General features: G+C 52.6%; 12 protein-coding genes, 2 rRNA genes and 1 pseudogene (1 of these 15 running past the window's edge). 1 reads left to right on the top strand and 14 read right to left on the bottom strand.

The genetic code is table 11. The features are described from left to right. Positions 1–419: 419 nt before the first annotated feature. On the top strand, positions 420–1607 hold the full coding sequence (locus ACXYMU_RS18090; RefSeq protein WP_458987826.1) for a sensor histidine kinase: 1188 nt from the start codon (positions 420–422) through the stop codon (positions 1605–1607). 168 nt (positions 1608–1775) lie between these two features. Here ACXYMU_RS18090 and ACXYMU_RS18085 read toward each other — a convergent pair whose 3' ends face one another. The 14 genes and pseudogenes from ACXYMU_RS18085 to ACXYMU_RS18020 form a co-directional block, all read right to left on the bottom strand. Then, positions 1776–4190, bottom strand: coding sequence for a hypothetical protein (locus ACXYMU_RS18085; RefSeq protein WP_458987825.1), 2415 nt, complete (start codon positions 4188–4190; stop codon positions 1776–1778). 56 nt (positions 4191–4246) lie between these two features. Further along, positions 4247–5419: a DUF4249 domain-containing protein gene (locus tag ACXYMU_RS18080; protein WP_458987824.1), complete on the bottom strand. Its 1173-nt coding sequence runs from the start codon at positions 5417–5419 to the stop codon at positions 4247–4249. After that, on the bottom strand, positions 5419–8187 hold the full coding sequence (locus tag ACXYMU_RS18075) for a carboxypeptidase-like regulatory domain-containing protein (protein WP_458987823.1): 2769 nt from the start codon (positions 8185–8187) through the stop codon (positions 5419–5421). The genes ACXYMU_RS18080 and ACXYMU_RS18075 overlap by 1 nt, the downstream gene beginning before the upstream one ends. Before the next feature lie 62 nt (positions 8188–8249). After that, positions 8250–9023, bottom strand: coding sequence for a hypothetical protein (locus ACXYMU_RS18070; RefSeq protein ID WP_458987822.1), 774 nt, complete (start codon positions 9021–9023; stop codon positions 8250–8252). A 178-nt stretch (positions 9024–9201) separates the two neighbouring features. After that, complete coding sequence (locus ACXYMU_RS18065; RefSeq protein WP_458987821.1) at positions 9202–10005, bottom strand: NAD(P)H-binding protein; 804 nt, start codon at positions 10003–10005, stop codon at positions 9202–9204. Positions 10006–10144: 139 nt separating this feature from the next. Further along, positions 10145–11284: a glycosyltransferase gene (locus ACXYMU_RS18060; RefSeq protein ID WP_458987820.1), complete on the bottom strand. Its 1140-nt coding sequence runs from the start codon at positions 11282–11284 to the stop codon at positions 10145–10147. After that, on the bottom strand, positions 11284–12258 hold the full coding sequence (locus tag ACXYMU_RS18055; RefSeq protein WP_458987819.1) for a glycosyltransferase family 2 protein: 975 nt from the start codon (positions 12256–12258) through the stop codon (positions 11284–11286). Before ACXYMU_RS18055 ends, ACXYMU_RS18060 begins: the two co-directional genes overlap by 1 nt. A 3-nt stretch (positions 12259–12261) precedes the next feature. Continuing rightward, the gene (locus ACXYMU_RS18050) at positions 12262–12786 is read right to left on the bottom strand and encodes a DUF4199 domain-containing protein (protein ID WP_458987818.1); all 525 of its coding nucleotides are present in this window, start codon (positions 12784–12786) and stop codon (positions 12262–12264) included. A 30-nt stretch (positions 12787–12816) separates the two neighbouring features. Further along, complete coding sequence (locus ACXYMU_RS18045; RefSeq protein WP_458987817.1) at positions 12817–13326, bottom strand: DUF4199 domain-containing protein; 510 nt, start codon at positions 13324–13326, stop codon at positions 12817–12819. A 59-nt stretch (positions 13327–13385) separates the two neighbouring features. After that, the gene (locus tag ACXYMU_RS18040) at positions 13386–14657 is read right to left on the bottom strand and encodes a dihydroorotase (protein WP_458987816.1); all 1272 of its coding nucleotides are present in this window, start codon (positions 14655–14657) and stop codon (positions 13386–13388) included. A gap of 1 nt (position 14658) precedes the next feature. Next, complete coding sequence (locus ACXYMU_RS18035) at positions 14659–16371, bottom strand: hypothetical protein (protein ID WP_458987827.1); 1713 nt, start codon at positions 16369–16371, stop codon at positions 14659–14661. A 78-nt stretch (positions 16372–16449) separates the two neighbouring features. Then, positions 16450–16674, bottom strand: a pseudogene (locus ACXYMU_RS18030) (BatA domain-containing protein); the annotation flags it as partial. Between the two features lie 210 nt (positions 16675–16884). Further along, positions 16885–16996, bottom strand: a 5S ribosomal RNA gene (gene rrf, locus ACXYMU_RS18025). Between the two features lie 107 nt (positions 16997–17103). Next, positions 17104–18310 (bottom strand): 23S ribosomal RNA (locus tag ACXYMU_RS18020) (it continues 1685 nt past the right edge of the window).

Below are 18310 nucleotides of genomic sequence, written 5' to 3'. Positions count from 1 at the left end.
CTGGGCTACTACAGCTAACTTAAAGCCCAGGGTATAGTCGCACTGAGTACGCTTGCTTTTTTTCTCTTCCCCTTTTTCCATATAAGGTTGTGTTTAGTGTCAACCTATTTCAGGACGGGACATTCATAACAAAAAAGACCGGCAGCTACGTTTCCGGTCTTTTTTGTTATGCCGTATATCCCCGCCATTAAATGGAGTACCGTATTCAGATACTGCTTTTTAAGTATTACATACCTATATATGTCAGGACAGCATTATAATTTATGACGTATAGATTATAATGTCAGACACATATTTTCGTTGATCAATTACGTATCTAATACTAGAGAATACCTCCTGTCTCCCCCTATCCCTCTGTTATTACTTTCAAAGTAATCGCCTGAAAACAACACTTCAATAACAGTCTTATTCAGACCAATATGAAGGGTGTAAATACATCAGAAAAGGCACGGCTCGAGATTCTGCAGTCTTATGAAATACTGGATACGCCAGCCGAGCGAGATTTTGACGAGTTAACGCAATTAGCCGCTCAAATCTGCGGCACACCTATTTCCTTCATCAGTTTGCTTACCAACAACCGGCAATGGTTTAAGTCTAAATACGGGATTGAAATCTCAGAGACGCCCCGCTCTATGTCTTTTTGCCGTTATACCATACTGCAAAAATCCTTGCTGGAGGTACAGGACACGCTACACGACAAGCGCTTTCAGCATAATCAGTTTGTCGTGAACGCCCCTTATATCCGGTTTTACGCCAGCATACCGCTTATCAGCACGTCAGGGCACAGACTCGGCACCCTGTGTGTGATGGACGTTGTACCGAAGCGACTTACTCCCGAACAGCGTAGTGCACTTGGAGTGCTGTCGCGGCAGGTGGTCACCCGCATGGAGCTGCGCCTGAAGCAGAAGCAACTGGAGGAGGAAAAGCAGCAGCTTCGGGTGATGAACGAGAAGCTGGATAAATTTGCACAGATGGTGTCGCATGACCTGAAGGAACCGATCATGAACATCAGCACGCTGGTAGACTGGCTTCAGGAGAACCTCGCTCAAAAAGACTATGCCAGCCTCGCCGATAACCTGGACTTGATTCAGGACCGTGCATCTGCTATGCAAGCGTTGGTGGATGGGCTGCTGCAATATGCCATGGTCCATGTGAGCGAGTTGCTTAAAGAAACAGTAGACGTGCGGCAAATGGTGCAGGAACTGATCAAGAAATACGGCAGTTCCTCGAGAATTACTGCGCACATTGGACCTGCCTTGCCTGTGCTAACGACCGACAGCATATTACTGCAGCAAGTGTTCGCTAACCTCATTTCCAACGTGTTTAAATACCACCACCGTGCTGATGGCAATATTTGGATTGAAGTGGAAGAGAACACGCACACTTACACCTTCTGTGTGCGGGACGATGGCCCCGGGATTCCGGAACAGTACCATGAGAAGGTGTTTAACTTGTTTGAACGGCTATTGCGGGACGTAGACAGGACGCCGGGCTCAGGAATAGGACTAGCTACAGTGAAGAAAATTGTAGAGGACATGGGGGGGCGTATATGGATCGAAACGCCGCCTGGCGGTGGTACTTCTTTCCTGTTCACCTGGCCGAAGTAACCTCACGGCAGTTTCCTGCTGTATATCCCCTATAGCAGCAAAGCTTTGTGTTTTATACGGCCTTTTTATCCTTGGCTTTAGCGCGCCTTGCGCTTTCAGTATGCTACCTCCCCAAATTTTCTAAGCAAATGCACGTATAAATCCAGAACCAGCTGCCTGACAAGAGCATTACAAAGCAGTGGTCGCTTTCACTTCAAACGTCAACACCTTGCTGCCAGCCATCCCTTCTTTTGATATTCCCTGCACCACTATCACGTATGTCCCTGGCTGATCTGCGGTATAGAAACCAAGGCTTGCGTTTCCATCAGCCTGTGCCGGCACGTTGGGTGCCCAGTGCAGCAGGTTGCGAAAATCCGGAAGGCGGCTATAGCGTTGTTGCTCGCTCTCATATACAGGCGCATAGAACTCGCGCTGCAGTTGCAGTCCCTCATACTCCTGCAGCAAAGAGCGGGGGTCCAGTTGGAAGCCGCCCAAGTCGCCCTGGTAGGTGGTATAACTCACCAAGCCGTCGTAAACGTGTGGCCCATGCAGGTATTTGCGGGTTAACACATCCAACTGCCTCACCTTACGCGGGTCAAAAGCCATGATCTTGTCTATGTTAAACACCGGCACGCCATCCAGCAGCACCAATGGGTCGGCATAAAACAGCGAGGACGCAGGCAGGTTGGTTACGTTGAAGTGGAAACGGCCTTTCCGCAGGCGCACCTGCACCCCCGGCACGTACTCACGCATCACCTCCTCCATTACCTTAAAACGGGTATAATCGTCGAGCAGGTAACGGGCATCTGGCTTGCCGTAAAAGGCAGTACTGTCTATACCCGGTGCACGAAATGCCTGCAGGGCTTTCTCGTGGTATGCGTAAGGCAGTTGCGCCGACAAGTGCCGCGCACTCAGTTCTGGTTGTAGCCGCTCCGTTAGGGCAAGCGCAGGTAGCGGCCTGGCGGCATATTTCTCAGAGAAAGGCGTGAACACCTCAAAGTGATAGGTACTGTCCTTCAGGAAGTTTGACTGCACTACAATCTCCTTTAGTCCATAAAAGTCTTTTGCCTCAAACCTGATCAGCCCTTGCTGGTCGCTGGTGGAGGTATAAAACCGTACGGGCTTGCCTGGAGCACTTAGGTAAGTGGTTATGTTGCGGGCGATGGCACCCGTGGCATTCTCTGTTACCTTGCCACTGATAAAGTGCCCATCCAGCTCCGGCAAGTATTTCTTGGTATCGGGGCTGCCTTGCAGCACATCCGCCCAACTGAAACGGCTCCAGCCATGCGTCAGCATCAGGTTGTCCACCGCCTCGTCTACTTCAGGGCCAGTAGCAGTAAAGTAGTAGCCCGGCTGTTCCACTCTTCCCTTTAGGTCGGAGGTCAGCCACAGGTGGGTATAAATATCAGGCATGTGGGTAGCCTGCAGCGAATCGAGTTTATAGACTGCCACAGACATGTTTGCCCTAACCTTGCCTCCTGCCTGTGCCTGTGTGTTCAGGTCGAGGTTTACCTTTTCCCGGGTAGCATAGGTTTGCTTGTCTGTTTGAGCCGTCAGCAAAAGCTTTTGATTCGGGCGCTTGAAGTAAAGGCGTTCACCCACCGGCTGTTTCCTGGAATTGAACACTGTGAAATGGTTGATACCCTCCGCCAAACTGCTTTTGTCTACCACGAAGGTTGCCACACCTTGTTGCAGGCTTCCGCGCTCAGCCACCCCTACTAGCTGCCGGGCATGACCAAGCAAAAAAACCGGCTCTGGCTGCAGCCCTGCGCTTGACACCGTGAGTTGTAGCTGTTCTGTACCAAGCTCCTGCAGGTGCAGGCCATACCCCTGCTCATACACCTGCGGCAGCTTCTGACGCAGTGCTTGTTTGCCCGGCAGCTCAATGATGGCGGTATACGAAGCCCCTGCCAGCGGGGTGAAGCTGAAGTGCCCGATGCCAAACTTATGCGGACGAATCCGGGCAACCTCCTGGCCATCCGCGTCCACTACCTTGCCGGTAAAGTCCGTGCCTTTGCCTGTTGCGTTGTTCACGGCCTGGAACGCCACTTTGCTGGGTATGCCCTGTACCAGGTTGCCGCCTTCCGGAAAAAACTGCAGCGAAAAAGCAGCAGGTGCAGCCACCGGTGCCAAACCGAGGCTGGTAAAGGTATTGACGATGGTAACCGGAGCCTGGAAATAGAAGTCCGGGCTAAAGTTTTTCATCCAGCTGGTATACGCCCGCACGGTATATGCCCCGGAAGTAAGTGTAGCAGGGAGCACAAAGGAACCACTGCCTATCCCCTCTTTTAGCGCTATTTTGCCTTGCAACACTGGCTTCTGCGCCCCATCCAGCACCTCCACGTAAGCCACCTTGCTCAGGTCTAGGGGCTTGTGCAGCATGCCATCGATGTTATACACTTTAAACCACATGGTTTCGCCGCAGGCGTAAAATGGCCTGTCGAGGTGCAGGTATAGCTTCTCCTGCAGGTTTTGCGCCCGGTGAGTTTCTAGCTGCTTTTGTACGCCTGTCACACCGTCGGTTTGCGCCAGGGCAGCCGTACTGTAAGCCAGGGATAAGAAGACGAAAACCAGGTATCTTCCAATACCCTTGGCTCTGTTCACTGAGTTATTGTTGTTATGTATTGCCATCTGATGTGTGCCGCTGCGTTGGTGTTGCATTACTGCCAGAATTCAGGTTTCACGTTAGTGCCCCTTGTGCGGCAGTCAACGCATTTTTTGGTAGCCCCCAGGTAACCAATGGGCGCAGGAAATCCCTCTGTGGGGTATATTTCTGCCACCGGCATGTAGCCATCATACTGAAAGCGCTGCGCCAGATCTGCAAATTCCTCGGGCGGAACAGGCAATAACGAGTCGATGGGGCAGGTGGGGTAAAAAGACCGCCAGTTAGACGGCAGCTGCTCCCGGTCTACGAAGATGCGTTTTTCCTGCACCACCGAAGCGCCTACATACCCAATCACGGGCTCAGCGGCATTGCTGAGGTTGTGCACGTTACCGGTCAGCTGCGAGGGAAGCGGGTCAAACAAAGTGCCGATGCTCTCGGTGTTTTTGCGCAGGGTCTCCCAATAGACATAGGCCTCTTGTGTGAGCGCATATTGCTTCACGAGCACACTCAGTTTCAGGCGCAGTTCTTCCGCCCCTGACGGCAATCGCAAAATAGGAAACTCATGGATCACGTCCTGGCTGAGCTTGGCGGAAGTAGCCAGCTTGATGCCCGTCGAATACTCGGTTCTCCAGCAATTGTAAATGTTTTCATCGAGGCGGGTGCGCGGCACAATGGTGCCAGTGGCTTTGTCGTACCTGATGTTGGACTGGAAGGCTGCGGTATAGGCCCAGGTTGTTTCGTATTCCCAGCGGTAGTAACGGGCTTTGTTCTGCGGGTCGCTGCTGCTCACAAAAAACTGCACCTCGTTACCCTGTACCTCCCAGCTTACCTCCTCAATGGGCGGGGTTTGCGTCATAGCCACAAAGTTGGAAGCGTACTCATCGCCATAGAGGGTTTGAATCAGGAGACGATGCTTCTTGGTCGGGTTCAGGTCCAGGTTGCTGCTGCGGTATACGCCGGGCTCGGTTTCCTGCAAGGCATACTGCCCACCCTGCTCTTCCTCCACCAGCAGGGTGGCTCCTGTTTCCATCAACGGTAGCCCGGTTTCAGCGATATTCTGCGTCCGCGACAGCTTAACGGTGGTAATGCCCTGGCCGTTGATAAAGCCATCCACCACCAGGAACTGGTTCGGGGCCTCGATCACGCTAGGGGCGTATGGCTCCACGCAACCCGCCATCAGCAGCAATAGACAAACAAAGGATATCAGGCTTCGGGTAAGCATCTGCATTAGAATTTAAAGTTATAGGTGATGGTAGGGATCGGCTGCCCGAAAATGGACATCTTATACCCCTTGATGCTGCCTTCCTCGGACTTGAAGTAAATAGAGTACGGGTTCTTCCGGCCAGTCAGGTTATACACGGCCAGAGTCCAGGAGCTATGGGCCAGTTTCCGGACCTTGTGGTTGCCTTCTATGTTCAGCGCCAGGTCCATGCGGTAGTAGTCAGGCACGCGGTAAGCATTGCGGTCCGAGTAATAAATGCGCTGGCTGTTGCCCATGGTGTACTTGGCCAGCGGCAGCGTGATCGGGCGACCGGTGTTGTAGGTAAAGTTAAGGGAGGTGCTGAAGCGCTGGCTGAAACGATAGTTACCGATCAGGGTCAGGTCGTGCGGCTTGTCAAAGTTGCTCGGGTAGTAAGCGCCGTTGTTTATCTTCTCGCCGGTTTCGGGGTCGTCTACGCGTACCAGCGTGCGCGAGTAGGTATAGCTCACCCAGCCGTTAAGTTTGCCGGTGGCTTTCTTCAGCATCAGCTCCACGCCATAGGCCTTGCCCTCAGCACTCGCCACGTCTGTTTCGATGTGCGGATTCATGATCAGGGTAGCGCCGCTTTTGTAATCCAGGAAATCCTGCATCCACTTGTAATAGCCCTCCACCGAGAACTCTATTGTATTTGCCCGGAAGTTGCGGTAATAACCTAGCGCCAGTTGGTCGCCTACCTGTGGTTTAATGTTGGAGTCGCTTAGCTTCCATACATCCGTTGGCGACATAGACGTGCTGTTAGAGAGCATGTGCACATACTGCCGTAAGCGATTAAAGCTCAGTTTTACCGAGGAGTTATCCGTCAGCCCATACCGTGCCGATAGCCTGTACTCCGGCCCGTGGTAGGTTGCCAGCACATCGCCGCTGCCATAGCTAGTGGTATCCTGCACGGTTGCCTCCGATTTCGGGAAACCTGGGGTATAAGTATTAACCTGCCGCGGCCCAAGCGCATTGAAAAACGAGTAGCGCAAGCCCACAATCACAGACAGCCTTGGACTGACATCAAACTTATCAGACACATAAAGCGCACTTTCCACAGCCTGCTCAGCCTGCAGTTCGTCCGGCCTGATCAAAGACTCCGGACTGTTCGGGGTCTGTGTGCCAGGGTTCACGCGGTATAGTATGGAGCTGGCCCCAAAGTCAACGGTGTGCTGCGAGGTCGGGAAATAGCTGAAATCGGCGTGCAGGTTCGATTGGTTGATGCCGAAGGTAAGCTTGGAGGCGTTCACCGGGTTTTTCGTGCTGGTTACGTCATAGTCGTAATGGCTGTATACCCCTGTCAGTACCCCGTAAAGTTTGTTCTGGAAGATGTGCTTCCACTTGAGGCTCGCGGCCTGGTTGGCAAAACGGTAAAGGGTATCCGCGCCCAGCTGAAATTTGTCCTTGCTCAGGTAGCTGCTCAGGTAGAGCGAGTTCCTGTCGTCTATTTCATGGCTGAGGTGCCCGTTCAGGTCATAGAAAGAGGCTGAGCTCTCGCTATAGGTTTTGCTGGGCAGCTGCTTCAGAAGCCAGTCCGAATAGGTGCTGCGCCCCCCAATCAGGAAAGAGGTCTTGTCTTTGCGGATGGGGCCTTCCAGCGTGAGGCGGCTTGTCAGCAAACCGATCCCCCCTGCGCCTGAGATGGCCTTTTTATTTCCCTCACGGCTTGTTACCTCCAACACCGACGATAAGCGCCCGCCATACCTGGCCGGAATGCCGCTTTTGTAAAGCTCCACTGTTTTAAGCACATCAGGGTTGAAGGCTGAGAAAAAGCCGAACAGGTGCGAAGGGTTATAGATAGTGGCGTCGTTGAACAGGATCAGGTTCTGGTCGGTGCTACCGCCCCGCACGTTCATACCGGTGCTGCCCTCTCCCACCGACTTTACGCCTGGCAACGTGAGCACCACGCGCAAAATATCAGTTTCACCGAAGGCAGTAGGCACCTGCTTAATGGTGCGAATGTCCAGCTTCTCCATCCCCATCTGCAAACCCGACACGTTTTTGTCTTTCTCGGCCTCTACCAGCACTTCTTTCAGCGTCCGCACATCCTCGGCCATCTCAATATTCAGCTTGCCATCCGAGTACAGCATGATTTGCCGGCGGGTGTTCTGCAGCCCAATGGCTTTCATTTTTAGTTCGTGTCGCCCTACCGGCAATGTAATGGAATAGTACCCATACTGGTCGGAAGTGGTGCCGATGGAGGGTGATTCGATGTAAACGGCAGCCCCAATAATAGGCTCCCCGGTTTTGGCGTCGCGCAGGTGGCCTGCTAGGTTTGCCTTGCCCGCAGCTCCTTCTTTTTTCACGCCAATCTCATACAACTTTAACTCTGAACCCGCTTTCTTAGCGCCCGTATTACCTTCAGGCTGCCAATCGGCCAGCATCGCCGCGGGCTGTGCGACAGGTGGCTCGGCATCGAAAAACCCCTCCGGCAGTTGCACGCTCAGTTCCCCGCCTCTCGTGATGAACACGTGGTAGGACGCATCGATGGCAAACTTCAGGTCAGTACCAGCCAGGATGTTGCCCAGCACGGCTGCCAGCGGCTGCTCCTTCACGTCCAGGGTAATGCGCAGGCTATCCACAGCGGCGGCATCAAAGTAAAAGCGGTGCGGCGTCTGTGCCTCCACCTGCCGGGCAAACTCCTCAAAAGTAGCCTCCCGGAACGTTCCGCTGATGTGTGTAGGGTTTGTCTGCTGCGCCTTTGCCTGGCAACACACCAGCACGCAAAGCAGAAGAATAAAACGGTATAAATGCGGCATCCGAATGAAATTGTACCTGGCGGTGCAGGCGGGTAGTAGAAGTTTTTAAATCAAGCTGAGCTTTAGTTGGCCTGGTTTGCTGGCAAGCTGGCATAATAGCTGACGAGGGCCAGCAGGGCAGTTTCCTTTTGTTTCCGGAACTTCAGCTTTTCTGTGGAGGCGTATTTCTGGAGCTGCTTTTTCCTGTCTTTCAGTACCCGCAGCGCAGTCCGCTTGCCGTTCACCGGTTGATACTGCCCGTTTTTCAGGATATAGTATTTGCTGATTTCATCAAACTCGCCTTCCATACCGCTGGGTGTTGCCCGTTCCTGCGCCTGCTTCGATCGCTTCACGAGCAGCTGCACCTCCTCCTGACTGAACAGCAGGTCATAAAAGCCCGGCGGTAATGCTCCAGTCCCGGTATCATTGCTTTTCAGGTTCACAAAGGTATGGCCGTGCACCCGGAAAGTGTCCACCTTTTCGCGGATGAGTTTCAGAAGCAAGCCACTGCTGTTGTGCGGTAACACCACTTCATCCAGAACCAGGTCATATAGCATCGGGATGTCGGTGTACCAGGTGCCGTCGTAGTTAATTTCGCCGCGTTCCACGCCCTTCGACACAAAGAACTGGCTGCCCTGTATGTGTGACTTCTTGTAGTCGATGTACTCGGTGCCGTTATAGAGATGTGCCTGTATACCTACGGCCTGTTCGTATGTTGCCCTAACATTGCTCACGGCTGTTTGCAGAAAGGTCGAATCCGGGGGTGCCTGCTGTGCGTGGCACGCATGCCGCAGCCAACCCGAAAGGAAGATGATAAGGCTTACCCGAAGAGCAAGCGTAAGTTTAAAGTGATGCATCAACAGGTATGAAAGCCATTAAAAGTTCAGTAAGTTATATTCTAAACACCTTGTATACAACTTATACATGTGATAATAATCGGGATTATTTGAGCCGGGGCAGCTTGACGGTGATCTAAAGAAGGAACCGCGCCACCAGGCACTTTTGCCTGCCCCAACAGGCCTGTACCAGGGCAGACTACGCGTGACATTTCATTTCCTGTACTTTCTGTCGCTGATGCTGCAGGAAATACCCTAATGTAAACCTCTCTTCGGCAGGGACAGTCGTATTCGAACCGTCCCGGGGTGTCACAACAAAATCACCATCGTTGAATGGTTTGAAGAACGCAATGTTTTCAGGCGTATACGGTAGCTGCACGCAGGTCTCGCCACAGGCTGCAGCCAACTCCGCCATCGAATAATCGCGCTCGCCGAGCAGTGTTTTTACTTGGCTGCCTGCGAAATCCTGATTAACCATACGCTGCGCAATTGATTCTGCCACCTCAAAAGAGGAGATATAGGGAAGTTTCAGGTCAGGCCGGTAAGGGGTATGCAGCCCCCAATTAAGGTTCTCGAAGAAATTAGCGCTTCGGACATGTAAGATATGCTGCCTTAGGTACTTGTTCAACTCCTGCTCCATCGCCACTAAACGGGTATAGGTGCCACCCCGCATCAGTATACTGTTGCTAATGTTCACGATATGGCTGAGGTTTGAGCTTTTAGCTGATTCCGCCAGTTTTAGTGCGCTGCCCGGCATGTCCAGAAACGCTTCATCCGGTAGGGTAAGAAAAAGCCCGGTTGCTTGCTGCAGTGCCCATGTCATAAAAGCCTGATCCATCACAGAGCCTTCCCAAATGTCAGCATGCCCCTCAAACCGAACCAACCGGGCTTTGCTGCGCCCGACAACTCCTATCTTCATGCCTCTGGCCAGCAAAGCGTCCGCCACTTTGCCACCTAAGTTACCACTTGCTCCCAATACCAAGAAATACCGCTCTTTGCTCATTGTTTCTCACGCATATTAGAAAAAGCAAATAAACAGAAATGGATAGAAAGCGACCCTTAATTTCTACTAACAGGCCATTTATCCAGACGGAAAGTATTAGAAGTTGCCATTGCCCACCCTCAGGGTGCGCCCTGAAGCGTTAGCGCGGCAAAGATTTAACTTGACTTACGAATGCACGCCAGCTGAAGCGTTTTTTATACTGCCGGATGTTCTCAGCGAAAGTGCTTGATTGATTGGAGGTATAAAACTGCACAATGGCTTTGGCAACAGCATCCGTCTCCGGGGCCACCACATACCCTACCTTTCCGTCCGGCACCATCTCCGACAGTCCGCCTACATTCGTCACGACCATGGGTTTGTTGAAGTGGTAGGCGATTTGTGTGACGCCGCTCTGCGTGGCGTGTTTATACGGCTGCACCACCAGGTCGGCAGCACTGAAGTAGTGGCGCACGGCGGCATTGGGTATAAAATCGGTATGGAGCACCAAGCGATCCTGCAGGTTTAGCTGCTGGATGAGCGCATGGTAAGGCGCAGGATCTTCGTAAAACTCGCCGGCTACGATCAGTTTAAGGAGGGGGTATTGCTGCAACTCGGGGGCTGCCATGGCTTGCAAAAGCAAATCCAGCCCCTTATACGCCCTGATGAAGCCGAAGAAAAGGATATAGTTATAGGTTGGGGCGAGTTTTAAGGCGGCGCAGGCGGCGGCTTTGGTTTCAGTCTCGCCGAAGTTATCGTAGAGCGGGTGTGGGAGGTATAAACTGGGCTTCTGTGGCTCAAACCGCTTCAGGTCTTCCAGCACCGAGCGCGAAAGCGTCACAAAACCGTCGCAGGCGCTGAGGAAGTATCTGGTGAAGGGCACATCGCCGGGTCGCTTCTCGTGCGGCACCACATTGTCGGTAATGGCCACTACCCGGCTGTGTTTGTTTTGGTGGATAATCCGTGCGATCGTACCCAGGGCCGGCCCCATAAATGGGAGCCAATAGCGAAATATCACCAGATCGGGCTTCTGTCTGGCAATGTACCTGCCCGTACGCCACCAACTAACAGGGTTGATTGAATTGATCAGCACTTTAATACGGAGTCCTTTTGGGGCAGGCTCATCGGTGTGCTGGCTTTTGCCCGGGAAAAGAAACGCGGGGTACTGCAGGCTAAATGTCACGATCTCCACCTCATCGCCTGCCTCCTGAAAAGCATACGCCAGGCGCTCGTTGAATGTAGCCATCCCCCCGCCACGCAAGGGGTGTGCCGGACCAACAATGATTACCCGCTGTGCCGCCATTATTTCTTCAGGGCTCCTACCCGATCCCGGATCAGGTATTCGTTGCGTCGGTTAGAGGCCATGGAGATCATCTCCGCTAGGAAACCTGCGAGGAAAAGCTGCACCCCAAGAATAACGGCTACTAAGGCCAGGAAGAACAGTGGCTGGTCCACGATATCGCGGGCGCGGCCGTTCTGGTAGATTCCGAATACTTTCTGCAGGATCAACCATACCGTAATGCCCAAACCCACCACAAACATCAGAGTGCCCATCGTCCCGAAGAAGTGCATCGGGCGCTTGCGGAACCGGGATACGAACGTGATGGAAAGCAGGTCGAGAAAACCGAAGATAAAGCGCTCTAGGCCAAACTTAGTGGTGCCGTACTTGCGTTCCTGGTGCTGCACGGGCTTCTCCCCAATTTTGGTAAAACCGTTCCATTTTGCAATCACCGGGATGTAGCGGTGCATCTCACCGTGCACCTCAATGCTTTTCACCAGCAACTGGCGGTAGGCTTTCAGGCCACAGTTAAAGTCGTGCAGCTGTATGCCCGACAATTTGCGGGTGGCTGCGTTAAAGAATTTAGTCGGGATTGTTTTGCTCAGCGGGTCAAAGCGCTTCTTCTTCCAGCCGCTCACCAGGTCAAAGCGCTGGTTTTTGATCATGTCGTAGAGGCCGGGAATCTCCTCGGGGCTGTCCTGCAGGTCGGCATCCATCGTAATGACCACCTCGCCCTCACAGCGCCGGAAACCCTCGTTCAGGGCGGCAGACTTGCCGTAGTTGCGGTTAAAGCTGATACCCTTCACGGCTTTGTCATCCGCTCCGAGGCTGCATACCACTTCCCAAGAACGATCGGTGCTGCCGTCGTCTACCAGAATCACTTCGTAAGAAAACTCGTTTGCGTGCATCACGCGTTTGATCCAGCGCACAAGCTCCGGCAGTGACTCCTCCTCATTAAAAAGAGGAACAATTACTGAAATATCATAGGGGTATTGCATGTGCTATTCAAATTCCGGCCGGCTGTTCTTCATTATGGCGGAGATAATGAGCGACAGGATGAATCCGATGATCAAGGTCATCACAGCGCCGCCCAATATCATGGTTACAGGGCCTTGAAAGTTCTGTGCGATGGCCATACCGGCATCGACTTGCTCGTCGGTCATCCCCTGCAACAGCATCTCCTCGCGCTGCTTCTCCATCATACGGGCCATGTAATCCGTGTCGATAAAAGAGGTATAAGCCCAGGTGAAGATACCGCCCATAAAACCAAAAACAGCCGACAGGATAGCGCCTATCCCAAGTCCCTGCCCATACGACATATAGCCATAGTTCAGCGCCTTGTAGTTTTTCATGGCGATCATGATACCAGCAATCAGGATCACAAAGCCCAGGCTGCTCAGCCAGCGGTTGTCACCCACATTCGCCACCATGATAATGGCCTGGTAGATGATGCCAATCAGGCCGAAGATGAAACCGTATTTAAGCGCAATCGCACCAACAGAAGGTTGCTTTTCAATCTCTGTCATAGTTTTATAGGTTATGGAAATTTAACGTATCTATTTTCTAAAAAATACAGCCGCAATCAGCGCAAATACCCCTCCCACAAATATCCTTCTTATAAAGTCGTCGGCGGCCAGCATACCCGGCGTGACCATGCTCAACGCACGCATCCCTTCGTCATACATCTTCTCGCCCAGTACTTTTACCTGCTCTTCACGGGTCTCCTCCAGTAAGGCCTTCATCTCGTTTACGTGGTTCTGCACTACTTCCGGCCCAGCCAGGTAAATGAACAAGAACACCAGCATGGCCGTGGTCAGGGCGGTGTAAAAAGCAACCGATAGCCCTACCCTGAAACCCTTGCCAAACCCGATCTCTCCTTCATGGAACAACTTGTAATACCGGATCGCCAGGAAAATAAACGCCGGGATAGGCAAGTATGTTAAGCGGCCAATGTCGCCAAACGGGTTATACCCCATGAAGTAGATAACTAATACAAGGGCAAAACAAGCCAAACTGCACAGTACCCCATACCGGATACCAACTCTGATTAATGTTTGATTGAACATGTAGTACAGAAGCCTGCATGGCGCAAGGCCAATACAGACTTAATATAGGTATAAATATATTAAAAAGATTGCTGCAGCACCAGTTGTCCCTTATGAAAGGTGCCGAGCACACGGCCTTTCAGCTGCTGCCCATAGAACGGGCTGTTTTTTGACTTGGATTTTGTGTCGGCGGCGGTTGGTGTCCAGGCAGCCTCCGGGTTGAAAAGCGTCAGGTTAGCCGCTGCTCCAACTGCTATTTCAGGAGCATTTAACCGCAGGATGCGGCGCGGTGCCGCAGTAAACTTCTCCACCAGCTGCTCCACAGAAAGTGTGTCGCCCAGGCAGGTGTTGGCCACGGCAAAAGCTGTCTCTAAATTAATCATTCCGAAATCCGCCAAGTCGAACTCCAGTTTTTTGGCCTCGGTGTCCTGTGGTGTATGCGCCGATACCAGGGCATCGATGGTGCCGTCCTGCAAACCCTGCTTGATGGCAGCTATATCGACACCGCTCCGGAAAGGGGGCGCTACTTTATAATTGGTGTCGAATGGCTGTAAGGTTTCGTCGGTGAAGGCCGCCTGGTAGCTGGCGACATCGCAGGTCACGTTCAGGCCCTCGGCTTTAGCCTTGCGAACCGCTTCAATGGCTCCCGCAGTAGACAGCAGCGAGAAATGCAGGCGCCCGCCCGTATAGGCCAGCAATTGCAGGTCGCGGGTTACCATCACCTCTTCGGCCAACGCCGGGATTCCTTTCATACCCAGGCGGGTGCTGGCCTCGCCTTCATGCATCTGGCCGTGCTCGGTCAGGCGCGTATGCTCGGGTTTGTTCATCAGCAAGCCGTCAAACAGCTGCACATACTGCAAGGCCTTCAGCACGATGTCTGCGCCCTGCAAGGGCTTCAAGCCATCTGTAAAAGCCACGGCTCCGGCATGGTGCAGGTCAATCATCTCGGTCAAGTCCTTGCCTTGCGCATCCGTGGTGATGGCCGCAGCCGGCAATAGCGATACCGGCAACGTCTGTGAACGGCTCAGAAGATAACTGACAGCGCCCTTGCTCTGCACCACAGGCTCCACATTGGGCAAACAAACCACTTCCGTGAATCCGCCCGCAGCTGCTGCTGCTGCTACAGACTCCAAATCCTCTTTATACTCCAGGCCCGGCTCTCCCACAAAGGCGTGCATGTCCACCCATCCCGCAGAGACGCAAAGGCCCTCTGCCTCCACCGTTTCATCTGCTTCCCGGGCATCCGGACCTATGTAGGTGATGATGCCATCCTCAATTAAGATGTTCTGGTCTTGTAAGTGAAACGTTGATTCGGGGTGATATATGGTTGCTGCTTGGAGAAGTACTTTCATGCTAGAGGAATCTAATAAGTGCAATTTCGGCCATCAGGAAAAACAGACACAATATTAGGCAATATTTCCAAAGCTTCACGCCAAAATATCGTTTTTCAAACGCATTCTTCACCGATAGCGGCGCATGCTGATCATACACATGCACATTATTCTGGCCAGGGCGCACCATGGCCCGTAATTCGTCGGGGGTATAAGCGGCCAGGTAGGACTCCGCCTTCTCGTAATTGAAAGCCAGTGTGGTAATCGATGAATCTTGTAGCTGGAGCGTATAAAACCCTGCCTCGTCCATATCCGGGGGCACACTAAAATAGAGTTTACCGCCGCGCACCTGCTGCTCTGGTATATAGGTGACACTGTCCTTTCGGATAGAATAAACCCCCTCTTTCTTGGCTTTGCTCACAGCAGGCACCTGTATGGTACCTGCCGAAATGGTATAAGCCAAGGCTTGCTGCTGCCTGTAGCTGCTTAGGGCCAGTTTGTACATCACCGGCACCAACAAGGCATGGCTGGCCAAACCATTATAGTCCGGGTTCAGTGGAGCGGCCATGAGGTATACATGCCCATTTCCCCGATCAAACCTTGATAGGAAAGGAGCACCTCCACGGTATTTCAAGATGTCCTCCGACGCGCGAGACCATGCCAGGCTCCGTATTGCTGAGGGCAACTGCATCTTTGCATCATACTCGGAGAAAATGCTTCGGAAAAAAGGATTATTCGGATCAGGGGCAGCAAGCTTTGTCTGGCCGTTTGCAGGAGCAGTGCGTGTGAGGCTAGCTGTAATCCCAAGGTTCTGCAATAAAGTATTGAAACCTTCTCCTGCCGTTTTTGCAGGGGGTATTATTACCACAGATCCGCCAGCCTTTACATAGTTAGAGATGGTTGTAGCCAAAGCGGCAGAAATATTCTCAGGGCCGTTTAGTAGAATAATGTCCGCAGTACCGGCCTGGGCATAATTGAGACGGGCAGCATTGGAGGTCGTAAATTGGAAAAAAGGCTCCTGCTGGTAGAGCTGTTGGAGCGTATTCTCGTTCCGCTCATCGGTAACTTCCACAATCTGGATAGCCTTGGATGGCGCAAGCACAAAATAATACGTGTTATCGAACTCCACCGGGTAATCCTCTACCTGTATCCGAGCTTCCTTCGGACCAGTAGTCCCATCCACTCGGAACGTCATCATCACTTCAGTAGCTTGCTGTGGTGGCAGGTTTACGCTTAGGGATCCCAATTGCTGCGCCCCCACCAGTAGTTTTACAGGCACATTTTCCAGCGATGTTTCGCCAGTATTAAAAAGCCGTACGTGCAGCAGGTTATCCGCGGCAGGGCGTACAAACTCATCCTCCAGATAGACGGAGTCAATGGTTACATTTGAAGTGGTAGCGGCTTGCAATGGCACCAGGTGCACTTGGGTAACGGAATCTATCCGCTGCAGCCAGGTGGGGCTAAATGTACTTCGCTGAAAATCTGACAGCACAAAGATATGGGTAGGCTTCGAAGGCTCCCGTAGTGTCAGGTTAGAAAAGGTAACGGCAGAAAAATCAACCTGATCTAAAAGCGCTCCTGCCTCTGAGGCCTGTAAGGGAGTAGATACTTTTTGTAACTCACTCCCCATGAACTTAAAGCTTGTGCCTGCCGGAAATATTTTGATCACCTCTCTGGCCTTGTCAGCAGCAACATTGAGCAGCGACAGGTCCTGCTCCTGATGAAGGCTTTGCATACTGTAAGAGTTATCTAAAACAATACCTACTTCTGAGGTATCCGCGGGGGCAAGTGTACTGGTAGCCGGTAAGAAAGGCTGTGCAAAGGCAAGTACTAGAAAGACAATAAAAAAAATCCTGGCCAGTAGTATGAGGATTTCCTTCAGATTGCGTTGGCTGGCAGTAATATCCTTTGAGGCTTGGATGAAACGCACATTACTGAAGATTACCCGATTGGCACGCCGTAACTGCACTAAATGCAGTACAATGGGTATAGCAACTGCGGCAAGGGCAGCCAAGAAGGTTGGATAAAGAAAAGCCATAAGCTAATTTATATAGGAATGTGCCTAAATGCAACAAAGCTTCCGTCTCCTATACTGTTAAACGGCTTAGCCTGTTCCGGCTGTATTTCCAGTATAGCTTAAAAGATTGGAATTGATGATTCGTAAGCTTCGCCTTCTCCCACTTCTCCCGCCGGGCGGGGCATAAAAAAAGGGGGGCAGTCGATTTCTCGTCTGCCCCCCTTTTGTAGGGGTTGGCGGCCACCTACTCTCCCGGGTGTGACCCCAGTACCATCGGCGCGTCCGGGCTTAACTTCTCTGTTCGGGATGGGAAGAGGTGCTCACCGGAGCCATAGCCACCATTGTCTTTGCACGGTTACGTCTTGGCCGTGTCTGTTATCTTGAAGATTCGTTTAACATGAGTAGGGAAAGAGAGCGAGTTTGAGAGAAGCGGGCCGTGTGCGGCCTTGTTTGAGAACGCTCTCGGGCAATTAGTATGGCTCGGCTTTGACGTTTCCGCCTTTGCACCTGCCACCTATCGACGTCATCGTCTCTGACGGCCCTTAAGGGAGATCTCATCTTGGGGCGGGTTTCGCACTTAGATGCTTTCAGCGCTTATCCCGTCCGAGCGTAGCTACCCTGCGCTGCATCTGGCGATACAACAGGTCCACCAGTGGCTCGTCCAACCCGGTCCTCTCGTACTAAGGTCAGGACCCCTCAAATCTCCGACGCCCACAACAGATAGGGACCGAACTGTCTCACGACGTTCTGAACCCAGCTCGCGTGCCACTTTAATCGGCGAACAGCCGAACCCTTGGGACCTTCTCCAGCCCCAGGACGTGACGAGCCGACATCGAGGTGCCAAACCTCCCCGTCGATATGAGCTCTTGGGGGAGATCAGCCTGTTATCCCCAGAGTACCTTTTATCCTTTGAGCGATGGCCCTTCCATGCGGAACCACCGGATCACTATATCCGCCTTTCGGCCCTGCTCGGCTTGTGGGCCTCACAGTCAAGCCCCCTTGTGCTATTGCGCTCTGCGCACGGTTACCAAGCGTGCTGAGGGAACCTTTGAAAGCCTCCGTTATTGTTTTGGAGGCGACCACCCCAGTCAAACTACCCACCAAGCAATGTCCCCCATCGTATGAGGTTAGGCGCCAAGCAACTCAAGGGTGGTATTTCAAGGACGGATCCGCGACGCCTGGCGACGCCGCTTCATCTCCTCCCACCTATCCTACACATGAGTTACCCAGCGTCAATGCTAAGCTATAGTAAAGGTTCATGGGGTCTTTCCGTCCCGTTGCGGGTACTCGGCATCTTCACCGAGACTACAATTTCACCGAGCTCACGGCTGAGACAGCGCCCAGATCGTTACACCATTCGTGCAGGTCGGAACTTACCCGACAAGGAATTTCGCTACCTTAGGACCGTTATAGTTACGGCCGCCGTTTACCGGGGCTTCGATTCAGACCTTCGCTTACGCTAAGCCCCCCTCTTAACCTTCCGGCACCGGGCAGGTGTCAGGCCTTATACTTCATCTCTCGATTTCGCAAAGCCATGTGTTTTTGTTAAACAGTCGCCTGGGCCTTTTCACTGCGGCTTCTCACATTGCTGTGAGGAAGCACCCCTTCTCCCGAAGTTACAGGGTCATTTTGCCGAGTTCCTTGGCCGTGATTCACT

It is taken from the genome of Pontibacter sp. CAU 1760 (genome assembly GCF_054482735.1).
This window is presented reverse-complemented; position numbering and strand designations above follow the sequence as displayed.